Genomic DNA, 18,382 nt, shown 5'->3' with positions numbered 1-18,382 from the left:
CCGAAGACAGCAGACAGAATATTAAAATCAGTACGATCCGCTGTAGCATACTAATTAAACTCAACTTCTACAGGGTTTACAACAGTGGAGTTGATTACGGGAATTTCGTATTTGTCAGGCATAAAGTCATATGGTTCTGCAAGACTGATTGTGTGCAGGCCTTCTTCCAGTTCAATCACCCGGTTTGTAACACCCAGAATATGCCCATCCACGACAACATCCCGATCTTCCCGAAACTTAACTAACAAGTATTGCATCCTATGTCCTGCTCCAATTTGGTTATTGAAAGTAAACCATTTATCACTCAGTGTGTCCAGTTTTTAGAAACGGGTAGACGCCTTTCAGAATTGTTTGCAGACAACTAATGCCAGCAATTGGTGTTCTTTTGACTTGCTCATTCTGTTGCAGTGTTAGCTGTTTCCCGAAGCTCAACAGAATTTTGTTACGGGAGTAGTGTAGCTTTTAGTCGCTGTTTCTTTGTGTTGAGAGAAAATTTGTCAAAAGATATATGATTTTTAGCGAAATATCTGCAAAACCGAATTTTGTATGCCGAGACTATTAGACGGTTACTCCGTTGGGAATCGTCCGGGGGTTCATACGGTCATAGGGAAAGAGACGATTGTGGTTTCTCCGGTCAATTTCGGTTTCTATTTCAGCTAATCGGCCTCTAAACCGTTCTATGACAGCGCGTGCCTGCGGGTCAAATTGCCGTAATCTATATTGCCCTAACCGGTTAACACGGAAATTGGTCTGAAAAAATGTCCAGGTCTGTGAATAAGCAGCGCGAAAAGCTGGTTGAAGCTTGAATAAATCCGCTGCATCTATTTGACTGTCTTTGCCATTTGGCGGTGGGGCATAGGCGGAGAACGGCATATTGGGAACAAACCCCGGGTATTTATATTGGTTAAAGTGTATGCAGGAATGAAACGCGGTGCAGAGGAAGATGATATGACCGATTGTTTCGGCCAGCACTTGTTTGGATTCAAGTTTCATGGGAAACCCGGGAATTCTGCCGCGATCTTGCGCGGCAATATCATTTGCCCACGCCTGAATTTCATGATCGTCAGTAACATCCTTGTCTGATTTGTAATAGAGGTCAATATATTCTGTGCTAAAGTGCTGGATTGCATCCCATAACAAAATGCCATCATCACGATAAGGGTAGAAAAGACCGGGATTATCGACTTCCCGGCTGGCAATATCATCCGGAAAAGCCGATGCTTTGAAATGAAAGCTGGTCATGCCATTGGCCATGCACTGAGTGGTCGCCTCATAGTTACCGGCAAATAATTCTCCAAAGCGTCCCGGACGGCCTTTGCGGTCTTTCAGAAATGTATGTTGATGATTAACATTGAGCGTATGCTGCAAATGTGGATATAGAAGCACAGTTAATGGGTGCGATTTATAGAGTTGTCTGCGTGATGCCATGATGACAGCTTCCATGACATAGTGGATACGCGTTGCGTGGGTATGTAATATATGGTGGTTGCCATCAGCGATCTGGGCAAAGGTTTTGGCGGCCAGCCAGAGGTTGCCGTCTGCTGGTGTATAAATGGGATTCTCGGCGGCTGACTCCTGCTGCAATTGAATAGCAATCGGCCGCAGCATACCGTCCGGTTGCTGAAATAATGCAACGATCGGTGTAGTGACATATTGTTTGCAGCCACCATCGATTTCCCCCGGCTGTTGCTGCAAAACACCCAGCGCAGCATAATCCAGAATATAAACACGTTTTTGTGTAACGGCGGTAGCATAGTCAATTTCATCAATGTGCTCGGTAAAAATCCGGTGTAATTCAGGTTCTGGCAAATTCTTCGGTAATGGTTGCTGCCGGGTGACTGCGCGCAGAACAACAGGGTTGACGCCGCTGACGCGTTGTAGGCCGAATATCAGATCATGCTGGAAATTATCGACCAGTTTCGGATAGGGCTGTGGGCTCAGCGGATAAAAAACAAAATCTCGATAACTGTTAAGCGGCTTGCCTAACAGATAGCGTATATATTTTAAAAAAAGGCCGGGCAGGCTTGGGACCAGTAGCAGCAGATTCAGTCCGCCGCGAATCCAATAACCCAGCCCGGGGATTTCGCGCCAGGGTAATTTCCGTACAATCGCGATAGTTTCGGCATATTCATAGATGTATTCATAAGCTGCCTGCATGCGTTGAAGATATGCTCTCCGCTTTTCTACCCTGCGTGCGTTGTCTTCGTGCTGTGGTAACCTGTTCATTATGTTCTACTCCTGTTAACTGATGCTGAGGCTGATTTGCTCTGGCGATCTGGAAAAACACTATGTTATGTTACGAATGCTGTACTGATAATTCTCCTCATTAAGCTGGCGTTTCAAAACTTGCCAGAACGTTATTGCTGTCTTGCACGTTGCGTTTAATGATATCTGCAAGCGTATTTGTTTCTGCAATAATTTTTAATCCTTGCTGTGAGAATGTCTGTTCGTTGTGTACATAAACAGACATCAGCGGATTCGTCAGCGCATGGGTGAAGGCATCGTAGCCCACCATGCGCGTCATTAACCGGCCGAGAATAAAACCTTCATCATGGTCTTCGGCAAAGATGCCGACATGCCATTCAAGATCGTCAATCCGGTTGTTATAAAGTGTTTTCAGCTCGTGTTGAAGCTCAGGAATGCTGGTGAGCTCTTCAAAACTGCCCAGACGCGGCATGCTGAATGCTTCACGGTAATCATTATAGGAGCGAAGTTTTGCTTGTCTTCCCATTGCTACCGTACGGGTCATGATGCTGCGATTATCATTGCCGATCGGAAGTGGTTCGAAGAAAAAATCTGGTGTGTTGTGAAGCCCAATACGTCCGGCTCTTTGTCTGGTAGCCGCTGTTATCATCGGTCCGAGACCGTGCTGTACAACCAGTGGTGTATTGTTACGAAATTCATCTAGGGAAAACGATTCATCATCGACAACAAATTTTTCCGGTACCATCGAATGCCAGCGGTATAGTAAATTGAATTCCAGAGAAATCCAGTTGGTACGATACCATCGCTGCTTTTCTACCATGCCCGGTGTTGGTTCAATGGTAAAATTTAGGCTTGAAAAGTGACCAATGTAATCCTGCAGTACGATCCTGATCAATAGTACGATCATGATGTTGCGCGTAGTCTGAAACAGTTGTTCATCGTCCCATTCTGGGTGCGCTTCCTTTAGAATATCGCAAATCCTGTTATGCTCACGCAGCATAATGGTATTTAGGATGGTGTACCCGATTGCCGAATTGCCGTGTTCTAATCCCACGGCAAACATACGCTTAAGTCGTTCTTCCGGCACATTTTGAAAAATAAATTCCAGGGCGTAGCGGGGATGCAGCTGTTCAAACTCGTCGCTGGCAAATACCCAGTTGGTAGCTGTAGTTTGCTCGACATTAAAAAGATAAGGGGGGAAAATTTCGCCATCTATATATTGATACTTAAGCTTTCCATCCTGTTTTAATCTCAGTCGATTGGTGATTTCTTCGTTCAGACCATAAATCTGGCACAAATCGATTTCATGGTTTGACGTGTTTTTACGCCGGTCCAGCAGATCTGTCCTGAGAAAGCTGTCGGTAAACCATTGCGCAAAAAAAGAAAACAACAGGCTTGAGTGAAGCGACGGGATTTCCTGTTTGTTACGTCTGTGCCAGAGAGTAACGACTTTTTCGATGTCGGGCAGGTTTTGTTTACCCTGCTCTTCAGGTAAATGGCGTCCGGTGAAAGACCTGTCAGTTAAGGATCGCCAGGTCGTGTACGGCGCAGCCATGGAAAAAGGCCTGGGCCGAGGGTTTGTGGCGTAAGACTGGTAATTGATATAAATATCGCTGATGAAGCGCCTTAACCAGGTTATTCGCGTTGCCAACCTAACAATCCATGGAAACCTATTCGCAAACCTGAACAATAATTCTCTCATTGCTGCGCTCCTTATTGTATTAATTAGTTGTTATGCTGCACGCTTTTTTCGCATCTAAAGAACAGTTCTGATATTAGATTAATATTTTGTTGTGAATGTAATTTATAAGAAAAATTTCAATTGTAGAATGTCGTAGCGGTAATACGATGTACCAGGCAGACATATACATAACAATTATATTGCTGGGAAAAGATTCATTTGTGCCGTATAAGGCACCCATCGAAGCTGAAACATGAACAACAGCGTAGGCATGCGTCAATATACCCGGGTTCGTCAGTTAAGAAGACGCACGTTTGTCGACTGACTGGTTTGGCAGGTTCCTTATCAATTCTTGTTCTTATGAACGAGCCGTTTGAAGTGATCAACCAGTTTGTCCAGAATAGTGAAGATCGATAAATTAGCTTCCACAGCGATTTCCATGTCTTTGTCTTCATCGCCCAATCGTGATTCGCCTGGCCTAGGTTTCTTCCTACAGTGCATTGAATCGGCCATTGGAATTTTGTACTTCTGTCACGACAGTTCACCAGTGCTGTTGTACCAGCGTCCATTTCAAATTTTAGACCTTTAACAGTTATGTGATCGACAGTTGCCTCATCGATTTTGATGGAATCCGTGTTGCCTGTTGCCAATGCAAGTCTGATTAGGCTGATTCGGTGCATGGCTGCAGTAGCCGGTATCGAAGAAAAGTCATTGTTTGCCATAATTCTTCCTTAGTTAAACTAATATTCTGCCTAAAACACCAGAGACTCAAGCAAAACATAAAGTCATCAATGAAAGCTATGAGAAAAATCACATCGCCGAGCGAATCATTTCAACTGTTGTGCTGTCTTTGTAGGATTCCGTTCCTCCTGGAAAAAATAGTGCAAAATAAAGTAATCATGTGTTTCTATCGGCGGGTTGTCATGAAAAACCGGTTGTATTCCATGTTCTGAGGGCGTTGCTGCTTTGAACATCATTTTCCTTCGCATGACAATGTAACGGAGCATACAATCTGATTGTCCGCAGAAGGTCAGTTGATTTTTGCTCAATAAAACCCTCAGCAATTAAGTCGCTATCGACATGCGTTTTATCACTGGAATGGAAGATAATTGCGATGATATAACTATTGGCGTTAATCTTGTATGATCGGAGAGAAAACTTATCTAACGGTATGCCATAACAAGGGAAAAAGCCCGGGATTGAATGAGATTGTGCTGATTGCGTAGCTGTATTGTCTGTTTTACTGAAGGCAAAGTCCGTGTTGACGGATGTTTTTCGGACATCGTTCTCTAATACGCAATCTTTAATGACAAACAGTCGTGAGCTAACTTCTGTAATGAGCCATGACTTGTCGGATAGTATCGAAATCAATGTGTAGAATTTTGTTGATTTCGTTAGATAAATCATAATAACCGTACTAGGACTGGAGCTGTAATATTGGACCGGCAGTAAAGTCAATTTTCGGACCATCATTAATTGTTTCATAATCCTCACATTCCTGAATGTATGACGTTGTATTCACTCATCGCTGGCCGTCTGTCAGTTGATGAGGGACAATTATGTAACGAATTTTTTACAGCGATCGGTTATTTGTCAGTTGTATTGTGTTATTAATGTCTCGATTAAATTTAAACGAACACAATGTGGGCCGCACAAACTGCTTAATAGCAGAATTGTTTTTTTTACATTTCGTTCGCAGTTAGAGCTGGTTCAATTTGTCCATCTTAAAACCATTTTTATGCTATGGTTTTGTGAAAGCAAGATAGCAGAAAAAAATTGGTATGTCTATAAAGTGAATTCAGACGATATTCATCCTGGCTTATTCTGTGATGCATGCAGAATTCGGTGCCAATGCCTTGCATATGTTTCACGCATTACTTTGTACAATGGGAAAGCGACATTTCATATCAGTACTATGCGTATCATTTGGAGGACAACCACTTAGGATTACATGGAACCAGAAAATTTTTTGATATGTTAATTTCAAACAAGTATTTACAATATAAAAATTGATACTTATGCATGTGTGAATTGTGAGTTTTCTCACAGAGATTCTGACTGAATATCGCTATCTTTCCATACCACATAAAGCAGTTTACTTCGCAAGCTAGTCTGCAAAGAAATTTCAGCTTACAGCTTAATTTCTTTGAAAGGAGGAACGAGTGCAGCAGCAAAATGCTAACAACAAAGCGTTTGTGCGCATTAGCAAAGAAAATTCTTTTTTGCAATCAGTTCCATCAATAACGCTGATTGAAGGAGGCGATGAAATTTGTGGAATAAATGGGAAATCCGCTGCTAATCAGGATATAGATACTGGTTCCATGTTTATGTTGATTGCAATGGGTTCTGTTCGTTCTTGTTCTGGGCTGCAGCTATCAATATTCTCTAATCATGAAACTGTTAACAGTCGCATGACTGTATGTGTGCGAGCATGACTTGACCGTGTTGGTAGCACTGCCTTGTCATATATTTTTGTACATATGGAGCGACGCCGCTTTAGCAGTAGCTTTTAACTCGAGCAAACTTGATGTAAATTAGAAATAGTAACAGTTATATGTTTGACGTAGAATGGCTAATGTTATAGTTGTTTAGAAAGTGCCCGGTTATACAGACAGCGCAATATAAATTGTATGTAATAAGTGATTTAGATAGATTATTTAATATTACAGGGGGGACTGGCGATGAGTATTGCTAAAGTACTTAAAAGAACGTTTGTGACGTTGTTCATACTGGCCTTAATCATTGTAACCGCGATTATATTGGCTGTGAGGGCATGGGTATTGCCTGATTATTCCAAGATTGGCGAGATGAAAGATGAAGCCATTCTTGCCGGTAGAATGGCTGACAGTTTCCCGGCAGCGGCAGAACCTTATTTTGTTGAAATGGATAAGGGCGTTCTAAAACAAGAAAACGCGGATATCGGTGTTTTCAAACAGTGGGCGGAAGTATTGAAGATAGCGCCTGAGGAAGTACGAGAGGCTGCTATAAAAGGACAGAACAGCTGGATTGTCTGGACCGGAGGTAATGATCGTTTCTGGGATGAAATGGCCAATAAATATACGTTCGGAACCTATGACTTACTAAAAATACTGTCTTCTCATCCCAGTCAGGGATATGGCCGGGATACACGATGGGCTTATCTGGGTCTTGTCAATGAACCCTGCTTTGAAAAAGCAACTGAGCCCGATGAATATGGGTTATGGCTGGATAAGCGAATTGTCGATCCTGCTAATGGCTGCCCTGAAGATCCGTTTGCTGATGCAGAAAAATATCCAGGTGTAGCCATAGGCGCTCGGGGCAAGAACATTCCCGTGGGTTCATTTTATGGCGAACCATCGGGGATAGTGGGTTTGCGCTTGTTTCCCAATCCAAACTTTGACGAAGCGGCCGCTAAGAAATGGAAGGAAGGCCAGGCATCCGGGAAGAATAATGACGGATATTATACAAATCCGGATTTTTTCTATGACAAGGAATTAGTCAGACCGTACCGCGTTGGTATGTCATGCGCTTTTTGCCACGTTGGTCCCAGTCCGGTCAATCCTCCGGCTGATCCGGAGAATCCCAAGTGGTCTGAGCTGAATTCAAACCCGGGTGCCCAATACTTCTGGGTAAACCGCATTTTCTTCTGGGACAATGAACCCAGGGATCCTGGCAATCCGCATATGCCGGCGAAACAAGAGCACAACTTCATTTATCAACTGTTTCATACCAATCCTCCTGGCGCGCTGGATACATCGTTAATCTCGACTGATTATATAAACAATCCGCGCACCATGAACGCGGTTTACAGTCTCGGTTCGCGTTTGCTGCCAACACTAAGATGGGGTGGAGAACAGTTGACGGGAGATGAGCTGGATAACAAACAGTTTAATGATTATCCGCAAACAAACGAATTAGGCGCATTTTGGGATAAATCTACAGGACAGATAAAAACCGCGCGAGTGCTGAAGGATGGAGCTGATTCTGTTGGGGTTCTCGGTGCGTTAAACCGTGTTTATTTAAATATCGGTTTGTTTAGTGAAGAGTGGTTAACACACTTTTATCCCGTTATTGGTACTCAAAAGATTACCCCTATTAGAATTGCCGATGCTCAGAAAAATTCCAGTTATTGGAATGCTACTGAAGACCAAACGGCCGATATGGCTATCTTTTTTCTAGTAAGTGCGTCGCCTGATGACCTAAAAGATGCGCCTGATGGAGAAAACTATCTCTCAGCGGATAACGATGTTCTTGATCGCGGTAGAATAGTTTTTGCTGAAAATTGCGCTGCTTGTCATTCCAGTAAAATTCCTGAATCACCACCGGAATCCGGTATCGATACGGGTGAATGTGTCGGGGGGGGCAATGGGGCAAATTACCGTAAATGCTGGGACAAGTACTGGGAATGGACTCAGACCGATGAATTCAAGGAAAAAATGAAAGAATTGGTTTTTTCTGAAGAACGTGATGAAACTTGTCCCGAAGGTAAGGACCCGTTTTTATGTGACAATTTTCTGTCGACCGAGAGACGCATTCCTGTTGATTTGCTGCAAACCAATGCTTGCAGCCCGCTCGCGACGAATGGCCTAAAAGGAGACATCTGGGACAATTTTACTTCCACTTCCTACAAGCAACTGCCTGCGGCAGGCGAACTGGTTGTACATCATCCTGTCTCCGGCGAAGCCAGTACATTCCAGCCATTGGGTAATGGCCGGGGTTACACCCGTCCTGCCTCTCTGATCAGTCTTTGGTCTACGGCCCCGTTTTTACTCAATAACTCAGTAGGGCATATTGAGTATTATGAAGCTGCCGAAGAAGCTTATGGTAATTATTCGGGTGCTGCCGGTGAATATGCTTATGAGAAAAGCGATTATTCACATGAAAGCAAGGGCTATCAACATATGTATCCTGATACCTATCAGAAAGCATATGGCGGTGCTGATCCCTATAACCCTGGTGTGTCGAGCAGGATGGCGGTATTTTATGATTCAATCAATAAAATGTTGAATCCTGACCAGCGGAGAATGGATGGCGAAACTGCTACGCCTGTACCAGGATATATTTATCGCACAACAGCGGCAAGTTGCGTAAAGATACCGGCTGGTTATATACCGGGTGCCAAGACTTTTGGCGGGTTGTTAAACTGGATCGCCCCGTGGGCATTTGAGAAAAATGGCGATTTTAAAGCCGGTCCGTTTCCTGAGGGTATGCCTGTCAATCTATTGGTAAATACAAAAGTTATCCCTGATCATGATGAAGAAATGGGATTCGACCACTTAATGAAACTTGCCCGGATCGGTCTGGATTTTCTGAGTGTTGCCAAGGAGTTGGGAGGAACCTGCACACCAGAGGAATTAGTGACGCCCGCAGTGAAAGCACACGCCAAGTCAGTTTTTTACAACAGTAATCTTGTCAACTCTCTGCTCGATTTGAGTAAATGTCCCGATTATGTTGTTAACCGCGGGCATTACTTTGGCGTTGAGCTATCTGATGATGATAAGCAGGCCTTGATCGCTTATCTCAAAACCTTCTAGGCCGTAGGTGGTTATGTCTGAAGAGGTGTTTGATTATATCGTTGTAGGTTCCGGTGCGGGCGGCGGCGTGGTCGCTGCCCGTCTGGCGCAGGCGGGATTTCGTGTTTTAGTACTTGAAGCTGGCGGAGATCCGGTAAGTAATGAAAGTGATCGCAGTAATCATCACCGTAATGTGGTGGCTGATTACAGCGTGCCGGTTTTTCATCCATTTGCAGCGGAACATCCGGATCTCTCCTGGGATTTCTGGGTAAGGCACTATCAGGATAATGCACAGCAACAGCGTGACTCTAAATACAGTGCGGAGCATGACGGCGTTCTGTATCCTCGGGCGGGCACACTCGGTGGCTGTACCAGTCATAACGCAATGATTGCTGTGTATCCGGATAATGCCGACTGGGATTATATCGCTGAAACAATGAAGGACGATTCCTGGAGCGCAGCTAAAATGCGGCATTATTTCAGGCGTATGGAAGATTGTCATTATCGGCCACTAAGCAGACTGTTCAGTTTCTTGGGGCTGGATATCAGCGGCCATGGTTGGCAAGGCTGGTTACGTACTGAAAAAAAAATTCTCTTCAGGGCGTTGTTAGAGTACCGCATTTTAAAACTGTTTATAAAAACGAGAATCGCTATCATTTCAAGAGGTGGGAGTTTATGGCTGAAAATCAAGCGATTGTTGCGCGGACGCTTCGATCCCAATGATGCGCGGTTGAATGATATTCGAGAGAACGGCATATATTACACGCCTTTGACAACCGCCAGATTTACACGACATGGCACCCGTGAGCTGCTTCTCGATGCGCAATCGAAGTATTCGAGAAATCTGCATATACGTTTACACTGTTTGGCATCAAGGATTCTGTTTGACGAGGCAGATCCTGAGCGCGCGACCGGCATTGAATATCTGCAAGGTGAGCGGATTTATGAAGCGCATCAAAATTGCAGTGGTGAAAAAGGGCTGATCAAACAAGTGAAAGTCAATAAAGAGATTATTATTGCCGGAGGTGCGTTTAATACACCCCAACTGCTGATGCTGTCCGGCATAGGGCCCAAAGATCATCTCAGCGATATGGGTATTCGGCAGAAGCTGAATCTTGAAGGCGTTGGCAGAAATCTTCAGGATCGCTATGAAATCAGTGTGGTCAACAAAATGAAGCATCCCTGGAATTTCCTGCAAGGAGCAGAATTCGATATTAACGACGCGCACTTTAAAAAATGGGAAAAATACCGGAAAGGGTTATATGCTACCAATGGTGTAATGGTCTCCTCAATTATGCGCTCATCTCCCGATAAATCTGTTCCGGACATTTTTCTTATGGGATTTCTGGGAGATTTTCATGGATATTATAAAAATTATTCTGCTGAATTAAGAAAGCCTGACTTTTTATCATGGACAATTTTAAAAGCACATACGTGCAATACAGGCGGACGTGTGAAACTGGCTGGGACAGACCCAAGGAAACGCCCTTACATCAATTTTCATTATTTTAATGAAGGGACTGATGTCAATAACGAGGATTTGGATGGTGTTGTTGAGATCGTAAAATTTTGCCGTGAAAAACTGTCTAAATCGATAGCAGACCTTGTTGATAAAGAAATCCTGCCAGGTGGTCGGAATAAAGATAAAGATGAAGTGGTTAAGGATTTTGTAAAGAACGAAGCCTGGGGGCACCATGCCTGCGGAAGCTGTGCAATGAAACCGCGCGACCAGAATGGTGTAGTCGACAGTAAGTTTCGTGTATATGGCACAAAGAATCTGAGAATAGTGGATGCTTCTATTTTTCCAAAGATTCCGGGTTTTTTTATTTTGACTTCAATTTATATGGCGGCAGAAAAGGCAGCGGATGATATTGTTGCTGCTACCAAGTCATGAAAATTTAGCAGCAATTGTTATCGGTCATGTTTTAGCAGGCAATGCTTGAGCGCAAGACGGCTGAAAACTACCGGATGTTTTAGCTACATTTTTTCTTGTCCGCAATACCTTTCGATTTCTGGTCATGCAACTTCTGGCCATTACTTTAAAAACCTGATTTCACAGGCTCTCTGACTGTTATGACCGGGTTGAGGAATAACCGCTGGAGAAGCGGTATCGAACCTCGCCTGAAATCTGGTCCAGCAGGAATATAGCCAATAATTAATTGAATATATGGGGCACATATCGAAAGTGCGTATAAATAAAAAAATAGGATTGTCCGTATCAGGCATAGTTTCTGTATTGATGATGTCCGCCTGCTCTACAACACAAAAGACGACGCAATCTCCCAAAACTGCTATCGAGCAATTACTTCAGAGCGAGGCTGTTTCAAGAAGTCTGGACCGGCAGGCATACGATTTCGTATCGATTCCGAAAGGTTCGAAAGTCACAATGACGACAACCGGGTTGAGTAAAGACAGCGCGTTTATTGGAGAGATTGTTGGGGGCTGGCTGGGAAAACAGGGTTATGTGCTGGCAAATCCAAAGAATGCACAGTATCGTGTAAATGTTGTTGTTAATTCGTTAGGTACCGAGTATGGTGAGACATTTTTTGGTATTCCACCGATCAGTGGAACGTTACTGCCGATTTCAGTGCCTGAATTGTCCGTCTATAAATCACAGAACCAGATAGGGTATGCAAACTTCTATTTGAACATTTTCGAATTGCCGTCCGGCCGATTTGTTCACTCAACACCGCCCTATTGGACAGAGACATTTTATAATGACTATACTCTTTTGTTTTTATTTACATTCAATAAAACGGACCTAATCAGAGTGCCCAACCTGAGGTCGCTCAAAAGAATTATTAAATAGTTGTTGCGTTTTCTGCTAACTGTTACTTCATATCTCACCCTGCCACTATGATAGAGTTTACTGCCTTGAGAGATCTTCCAGAAAACGATCCAGTGTCTTCTTGCTCACGTGTGGCATGACAACTACGTGCGCATATGCTGTCGTTTTGTGTTTGCGATCAGACTGCATGACTGCCAGTGTATAGCGGTCAACGATTTCTTCAGACGGTTTTCTGAAATAAACGATAGGCGAACGTTGTCCGGTACGTTCCGGTTCGAGATGCTTCAGGTGTGTCAGCATCTCTTTATGCAGGTATCCAGCATTATCAAGCATCAGCCGGGCGTCTGATTTTTGGCGTGATAATTCCGAATCCGAACTGAAAAAATAAAATTCGGCGGGTTTCACTGAATCTCGTGAGCAGGTGATGGTGCCCGGTACCTGCAGAATATACTGGGGATCGTGAATCTTGGCAAACTGCGCCTCAAACTCTTCAAAAATTTCTTGTGATGTCATAAATAAACCGGCAGGTGACGGGTAACCGAAAAATTTGTGGCAGGAAACAGCTATGGAATGATAACGCGGTGACTGATCGGTGCGGCGAATCTGCAAAAGCTCATCTGCAAAAGGGGTGTGTGGAAGATAACCGCCAAACAATGCAGCATCAAGATGCAAATAATAGTCACGTCCTTTCAGTTTACTTTGGATGCCGTCGATTGAGTCGATGGCGCCCTTGAATGTCGTGCCGACCGTTGCGACTACCAGCGCTGGATAATCAGTATTGGCGCTCAACTTTTGTTCGAGATCGCTGATATCCATACTGCCGTCCGCTTCGGTATCAACTACAACCCGGTCCAGGTTCATCACATTGCTGAGGATCTGAATCGAGTAGTGCGCTTCACGGGTGAAATAGATTTTGGGCAGGGTGCCGGTTCGATAGTGCAACAGCGTACGGCCGATGTAAATGCCGTGCATATTACTGTCAGTGCCGCTGTTGGACAAAAATCCCCACACCTTTTTTTGTGCAAAGCCATAAATTGTGCCAAACCGCTCGATCAGCTCTTTCTCAAAATCATGCGTGTTATACGAGAAATGGCCCTTTTTGAAAGGGTCGCCAACGTTATTAAAGTTAAATTGATCCAATCCGGCTGTATTCAATTTTTCCCGCCATTTGAAAAATGCAGCGGGAGGGAAATTCAGATTGATCGGATAACCCAGCATGGTTGACCTCTGCCGGGCCAATGCCGACAAATCTTTCAGGCCGGGAGATGTTTGTTCGTATAAGGCATTTCGGGGTGTCTGGCCAGCAAGCGCAATGGGCGAACAGGTGGCAACCAATGTGGCGGCTCCTGTTAATCCAAGAAATTTTCGTCGAGATAGGCGCATAATATGTCGTGTTCAAAATTGCAGGTTCATTGATGCCGAGAAAATAAACGTTAATAGACGTCGAAGTTGCGCATCATGCCTAAATCTTCATGCTCCAGATTATGACAATGATAAAGGTATAGACCAGTATAATCCTCAAAGGGTTTAATGATTTCGATGTCTTCGCCGGGCATTACCAGTACGGTATCTTTCCAGCCGTTATGAATAAAGCCGTCCTTTACGGTTTCGTAGGCACTGTTTGATTCATTTTGCTTGCGTGACAGAATCTGGAATTGCTGGCCATGCAGATGAATGGGGTGCGGCAGAGACAACATCATACCCATCATGCCCATGCCGCGAGCTCCACCCATTCCGCCGCCGCGTCCGCTACCGCTCATACGTCCTTCGTGAAAAATTCGAATTTTCTGTATCGTATTGACCGGGATTCTTTCAATGTTCTGATGATCGTGCATTCTGAAAGTCTGATCGTTGAGCTGAAACAGCATATGGCGCATGCCGATTTCAATTGGTACCGTTCTGGCGGGGCTGGTCAGATCCTTTGCGCTTAATTGCCGTATCGGCACCAGTTTTTTAGGTAGTTGATGCGATTCGCCGACCCGCTCTTTAATACTGAATTTTGCAATGGGAAAAGATTTTCCCTGTGACATTCCGCCACCCATTCCTCCCATTCTGCCCATCCGTGTGCCGCCATCTTTGTATCTCAGGCTCTGCAATGTCAGCTCCGAACCCGTTTTTCGACCGGAAAAATCCACCCATAACTCAACGCGTTCGGCAGGTGCCAGCATGACGTATGGAAATGTTTCAGGTGTTTCCAGCAGACCGCCATCGGTTCCTATCACAGTCAGCGGCGTTCCGTCATCCCATCCTAACTTGTAAATCCGGGAATTGGATCCATTCAGCAGACGCAAGCGATAAGCTCTCGATTTAACGGGAAAGGTCGCGTTTGCCTGCCCATTGATCAAAATGGTGTCGCCCAGAAATCCCATCATGCGTCGATGCCTGCCGTGTAGATATTGCAGTTGATTGCCCCTTGTAAAAGTCCTGTCTTGGATGATCAGGGGTATTTCATATTCATCGGCTGGCAGTTCAAGTTTCTGCTCGGCCGCATCGCGAACGGTAATCAGGCCAGCAAGTCCCTGATAAACCTGTGTTGCCGTCATCTCGTGGGTATGGGAGTGGTACCAGTAAGTCGCGGCCGGGTTGTCGATCTCGAATTCGTATACGTATCGCTCTCCATTGTAAATTTCATACATAGGGTGGCCGTCCATTTTTTGTGGCACATGCAGCCCATGCCAGTGCGTGATGACCGGTTCGGCAATTCTGTTGTAAAAGAAGATTCGTACTTTCTGACCGCGCTCAAAGTTGAGAATCGGCCCCAGGTAGCCTGGTAATGTTTTGACCGTATGGGCCGGACCCTTGAGCAATTTGCAGGTATATTGGTATACGTGCGTGTGGGCGCCGGGCAGAATTGGCACTTCCGCATTTTGCGCATACAGCTCCAGTTCGACATCCGGCCTGAAGTTTTTATCAGGTTCTTTATTAATCAATCGGTTTTCAGCCCTGTTTAAACCGGGAATAGCCGATGCCAGCGTGCCCAGGATGGTGTATTGCAGAAATTTTCGGCGGGTTATTTCGGGATGAGTCATGGTGTTCTCCTCGAAAACTAACAGGATACGTATTCCGATAATCAGGATGTCTTTATCGGTATCTTAAAATAGGATACTCCATTATTTTCGGGTGGTGGTAAATCTCCTGCCCGGATATTGGTTTGGATTGATGGCAATAACAATACAGGCGCTTCAAGTGTCGCGTCTCTTTTGTTGCGCATTTCAATAAACGTCTGTTCATCAATACCGTCATGCACATGGATATTCTCCTTGCGCTGCTGGGAAACGGTTGTTTCCCACGCAGGGTCACGTCCGTCAGGCGGGTAGTCGTGGCACATGAACAACCGTGTTTGTGAAGGAAAAGCCAGTATTTTTTGAATGGAACGATAAAGCGTTTGTGCATTGCCGCCTGGAAAATCGGCGCGCGCGGTACCAACATCCGGCATAAAAAGCGTATCGCCTACAAAAATTGCGTCATCAATTTGATAAGCCATGTCAGCCGGGGTATGCCCGGGAACAAATAGCGCCCTGGCAGATAATTTTCCAATATGGAATGTTTCCTCGTCTGCCAGCAAGTGATTGAAGTGATGGCCATCCGGTATGAATTCATCTCCCAAATTGAAAATTTTTTTAAAGGTTGTTTGCACTGCAGGGATCCGGTCACCTATGGCGATTCTGCCACCCAGCTTCTTTTTTAGGTAATACGCGGAGGATAAATGATCAGCATGTGCATGTGTTTCAAGAATCCACTCAACACTCAGATGCTGGCGTTGAATGAAATCAATCAGTTTGTCGGAAAAATCTGTGTGAATACGGCCTGACCTGGGTTCATAGTCGAGAACTGGATCAATAATGGCGCAACCCCCGGTGCTCTCGTCATATACGACATAGCTGATCGTGCAGGTTGTCGTATCAAAAAACGGAGTAATATTAGGTGGCATTGTGTTCTCCTTTTTGAGCAGAGTTGATATGTTAATAATATACTTGACAATAATATATCAGTATATATATCATCTATCAACATTTTATTTAAACATATTTATTAGGCTACTTTATTGTTATCACGATAGTGAGTTTAAGTCGGGTATTTGCAGTAACATGCATTAAATGCCTGATGGGTGTGAAAACAAAACAAAGCGATACTGCGGATAATCAATGAATAATGAATCATTTAAAGCAAAAAAAGAATTGGCGCTTCCCGAGATGGATGAAGTGCGCGAATCAGCATCACAGGCATGCGCGATTCTGAAGGTGCTGGCAAATGAAGACCGTTTGCTGATCCTCTGCCAGCTTAGTCAGGGCGCAAGAAATGTGGGAGAGCTGGAGGGTATGCTGGACATTCGTCAACCAACGCTTTCCCAGCAGCTTTCAGTATTGCGCGAAGAAGGGCTGGTAACGACGCAGCGTCAAGGAAAATATATTTATTATAGTCTGGCCAGCAAGGAAGCAATACGTATCATGCAGACGCTGTTCGATCTATATTGTGGTCACCATGCAAACAGCAATCAGTCTGCCAGCTAACCTCGTCTGCGCTAAAACTGTAATTCGCATCCGGGTTCGAGTCTTTGATATCAGTTTGTGTGTGGCAATGACTTTTCTACAGGAGAAAGGCTATGGGTTTGGAAATTAAACGACTGGACGAAAAATTGTCGGTCACCGGTCAAATCAGCGTGGATGATTTGACTATCATCGCTGAATCCGGATTTAATTCGATAATCTGCAACCGGCCCGATTTCGAGGGCGGGGAGAACCAGCCAACCAGCGAGCAGCTGGAACAACAGGCCAGAGTGCTTGGAATGGAGTTTGCATACTTGCCGGTTCGATTAGGAAACATACCAGCAGAGCGAAGTGAAGCATTTCATAGACTGCTGACTGAGTTGCCCGGACCTGTATTAGCGTTTTGTGGCTCAGGCAAACGAGCGACAGCACTGCACGCCATGTCCAAATCCGATGATGAGGCGTCCAGAATACATCAATCCACTGTCGATGCCTGTAACTGGGGAAATGTCTTCGATGTGGTGGTTGTCGGCGGTGGGTCTGCTGGTATCGGGGTTACAGCCAGCTTGCTGAGACGGCGGCCAGCTTTGCGAATTGCAATTATCGAACCAAATGATAAGCATTATTATCAGCCAGCGTGGACGCTGGTGGGTGGCGGTGCATATGATGTTAATCAGACGAGGCGCAGAATGGCAGATGTAATTCCTGAGCATGCGGAGTGGATACATGCTGAAGCATCGGGTTTCGATCCGGCGAGTAATCTGGTAAAGCTTGTAGATGGGCGCAAGATCGGTTATCGCCAGCTAGTAGTCTGTCCCGGAATCCGTCTGGCATGGGAAAAAATTGCGGGTGTCGAGGAGACGCTGGGAGAAAATGGCGTGACTTCTAATTACCGATATGATCTGGCACCTTATACCTGGTCGCTGGTACAACAATTAAAGCAGGGAAAAGCACTGTTTACACAACCGCCGATGCCGATCAAATGTGCTGGCGCACCTCAGAAAGCAATGTATTTATCTTGTGACCACTGGTTAACTAACGGATGTCTGGGTGATATTGAGGTAGAGTTTCATACTGCTGGCGCAGTGCTGTTTGGTGTGGCGGATTTTGTGCCGTCACTCATGGAATATGTCGAACGATACCATGCACAGCTTAGCTTTAATTCGAATCTGATCAGTGTGGACGGACGCAATAGAATAGCCTGTTTCGAGAGTAAAGACGCGGATGGCAATGTACATACTGTAGAAAAGCAGTTTGACATGCTGCATGTAACACCACCGCAAGTGGCTCCGGATTTTTTGCGAGACAGTCCTTTGGCGGATGCTTCAGGGTTTTGTAAAGTGAATGAAAAAACGTTACAGCATCCTGACTATGACAATGTCTTTGCGCTGGGTGATGCCTGTGCATCACCGAATGCGAAAACTGTCGCAGCAATCAGAAAGCAGATTGTTGTGGTCGCTGAGAATCTGCTGGCAAGCAAGGAAGACGAGGAATTGCCAATGGTTTACGATGGATATGGCGCGTGTCCACTGACTGTTGAAAAAGGCAAAGTTGTGCTGGCAGAATTCGGATTTGGCGGTAAATTGATGCCTACCTTTCCTTTAAAGCCGGCAGTGCCAAGAAAACTGTATTGGTTTTTTAAAACTACCGTGTTTCCATGGCTTTACTGGCATGGTATGTTGAAGGGTCACGAGTGGCTTGCAAGTCCACGTAAAAAGCACTAAGCAGG

14 protein-coding genes are annotated in these 18,382 nt (G+C 44.9%); 6 read left to right on the top strand and 8 right to left on the bottom strand.

Annotated elements, in window-relative coordinates; translation table 11 throughout:
- Positions 1-50 precede the first annotated feature (50 nt).
- The 5 genes from BMX44_RS01180 to BMX44_RS01160 form a co-directional block, all read right to left on the bottom strand.
- On the bottom strand, positions 51-257 hold the full coding sequence (locus BMX44_RS01180; protein ID WP_090627150.1) for a hypothetical protein: 207 nt from the start codon (positions 255-257) through the stop codon (positions 51-53).
- A 301-nt stretch (positions 258-558) separates the two neighbouring features.
- Positions 559-2,226: a lipoxygenase family protein gene (locus BMX44_RS01175; RefSeq protein WP_245738778.1), complete on the bottom strand. Its 1,668-nt coding sequence runs from the start codon at positions 2,224-2,226 to the stop codon at positions 559-561.
- Positions 2,227-2,326: 100 nt separating this feature from the next.
- Positions 2,327-3,856, bottom strand: coding sequence for a peroxidase family protein (locus tag BMX44_RS01170; RefSeq protein ID WP_245738777.1), 1,530 nt, complete (start codon positions 3,854-3,856; stop codon positions 2,327-2,329).
- A 375-nt stretch (positions 3,857-4,231) separates the two neighbouring features.
- Positions 4,232-4,399, bottom strand: a complete 168-nt coding sequence (locus tag BMX44_RS16695; RefSeq protein ID WP_177167629.1) for a hypothetical protein — start codon at positions 4,397-4,399, stop codon at positions 4,232-4,234.
- Between the two features lie 408 nt (positions 4,400-4,807).
- Entirely contained in the window at positions 4,808-5,371 is a 564-nt protein-coding gene (locus tag BMX44_RS01160; RefSeq protein WP_090627144.1) for a hypothetical protein, read from the bottom strand.
- Positions 5,372-6,048: 677 nt separating this feature from the next.
- On the opposite strand from BMX44_RS01160, the gene BMX44_RS01155 reads away from it, so the two are divergent.
- The 4 genes from BMX44_RS01155 to BMX44_RS01140 all read left to right on the top strand — a co-directional run bounded on the left by BMX44_RS01155 (position 6,049) and on the right by BMX44_RS01140 (position 12,187).
- Entirely contained in the window at positions 6,049-6,321 is a 273-nt protein-coding gene (locus tag BMX44_RS01155; protein WP_090627142.1) for a hypothetical protein, read from the top strand.
- Between the two features lie 246 nt (positions 6,322-6,567).
- Positions 6,568-9,399: a hypothetical protein gene (locus BMX44_RS01150; RefSeq protein WP_090627140.1), complete on the top strand. Its 2,832-nt coding sequence runs from the start codon at positions 6,568-6,570 to the stop codon at positions 9,397-9,399.
- 13 nt (positions 9,400-9,412) lie between these two features.
- Positions 9,413-11,272: a GMC family oxidoreductase gene (locus BMX44_RS01145; RefSeq protein ID WP_090627138.1), complete on the top strand. Its 1,860-nt coding sequence runs from the start codon at positions 9,413-9,415 to the stop codon at positions 11,270-11,272.
- Between the two features lie 273 nt (positions 11,273-11,545).
- Positions 11,546-12,187, top strand: a complete 642-nt coding sequence (locus BMX44_RS01140; protein WP_245738776.1) for a hypothetical protein — start codon at positions 11,546-11,548, stop codon at positions 12,185-12,187.
- Between the two features lie 57 nt (positions 12,188-12,244).
- On the opposite strand, the gene BMX44_RS01135 is transcribed toward BMX44_RS01140, so the two are convergent.
- The 3 genes from BMX44_RS01135 to BMX44_RS01125 are packed head-to-tail and all read right to left on the bottom strand — an operon-like array spanning position 12,245 to position 16,097.
- Positions 12,245-13,549, bottom strand: coding sequence for a pyridoxal-dependent decarboxylase (locus tag BMX44_RS01135; RefSeq protein ID WP_090627136.1), 1,305 nt, complete (start codon positions 13,547-13,549; stop codon positions 12,245-12,247).
- A 50-nt stretch (positions 13,550-13,599) separates the two neighbouring features.
- Positions 13,600-15,195 carry a multicopper oxidase family protein gene (locus BMX44_RS01130; protein WP_090627135.1) on the bottom strand — a complete coding sequence of 532 codons (1,596 nt, stop codon included), beginning with the start codon at positions 15,193-15,195 and terminating at the stop codon, positions 13,600-13,602.
- A gap of 41 nt (positions 15,196-15,236) precedes the next feature.
- The gene (locus tag BMX44_RS01125; protein ID WP_090627133.1) at positions 15,237-16,097 is read right to left on the bottom strand and encodes an MBL fold metallo-hydrolase; all 861 of its coding nucleotides are present in this window, start codon (positions 16,095-16,097) and stop codon (positions 15,237-15,239) included.
- A 262-nt stretch (positions 16,098-16,359) separates the two neighbouring features.
- On the opposite strand from BMX44_RS01125, the gene BMX44_RS01120 reads away from it, so the two are divergent.
- Positions 16,360-16,677 (top strand): ArsR/SmtB family transcription factor, encoded by a 318-nt coding sequence (locus BMX44_RS01120; RefSeq protein ID WP_245738784.1) that lies wholly within the window; start codon positions 16,360-16,362, stop codon positions 16,675-16,677.
- 92 nt (positions 16,678-16,769) lie between these two features.
- Entirely contained in the window at positions 16,770-18,377 is a 1,608-nt protein-coding gene (locus BMX44_RS01115) for a bifunctional protein tyrosine phosphatase family protein/NAD(P)/FAD-dependent oxidoreductase (protein WP_090627130.1), read from the top strand.
- Positions 18,378-18,382 lie beyond the last annotated feature (5 nt).

This window comes from Nitrosomonas marina (genome assembly GCF_900110145.1).
Taxonomy (GTDB): Bacteria; Pseudomonadota; Gammaproteobacteria; order Burkholderiales; family Nitrosomonadaceae; genus Nitrosomonas; species Nitrosomonas marina.
This window is presented reverse-complemented; position numbering and strand designations above follow the sequence as displayed.

What these genes read in the sequence shown, in the direction of transcription:
- BMX44_RS01180 (WP_090627150.1), bottom strand. Translation starts at nt 257, where the DNA reads ATGCAATACTTGTTAGTTAAGTTTCGGGAAGATCGGGATGTTGTCGTG.
- BMX44_RS01175 (WP_245738778.1), bottom strand. Translation starts at nt 2,226, where the DNA reads ATGAACAGGTTACCACAGCACGAAGACAACGCACGCAGGGTAGAAAAG.
- BMX44_RS16695 (WP_177167629.1), bottom strand. Translation starts at nt 4,399, where the DNA reads ATGGCCGATTCAATGCACTGTAGGAAGAAACCTAGGCCAGGCGAATCA.
- BMX44_RS01160 (WP_090627144.1), bottom strand. Translation starts at nt 5,371, where the DNA reads ATGAAACAATTAATGATGGTCCGAAAATTGACTTTACTGCCGGTCCAA.
- BMX44_RS01150 (WP_090627140.1), top strand. Translation starts at nt 6,568, where the DNA reads ATGAGTATTGCTAAAGTACTTAAAAGAACGTTTGTGACGTTGTTCATA.
- BMX44_RS01145 (WP_090627138.1), top strand. Translation starts at nt 9,413, where the DNA reads ATGTCTGAAGAGGTGTTTGATTATATCGTTGTAGGTTCCGGTGCGGGC.
- BMX44_RS01140 (WP_245738776.1), top strand. Translation starts at nt 11,546, where the DNA reads ATGGGGCACATATCGAAAGTGCGTATAAATAAAAAAATAGGATTGTCC.
- BMX44_RS01135 (WP_090627136.1), bottom strand. Translation starts at nt 13,549, where the DNA reads ATGCGCCTATCTCGACGAAAATTTCTTGGATTAACAGGAGCCGCCACA.
- BMX44_RS01130 (WP_090627135.1), bottom strand. Translation starts at nt 15,195, where the DNA reads ATGACTCATCCCGAAATAACCCGCCGAAAATTTCTGCAATACACCATC.
- BMX44_RS01125 (WP_090627133.1), bottom strand. Translation starts at nt 16,097, where the DNA reads ATGCCACCTAATATTACTCCGTTTTTTGATACGACAACCTGCACGATC.
- BMX44_RS01120 (WP_245738784.1), top strand. Translation starts at nt 16,360, where the DNA reads ATGGATGAAGTGCGCGAATCAGCATCACAGGCATGCGCGATTCTGAAG.
- BMX44_RS01115 (WP_090627130.1), top strand. Translation starts at nt 16,770, where the DNA reads ATGGGTTTGGAAATTAAACGACTGGACGAAAAATTGTCGGTCACCGGT.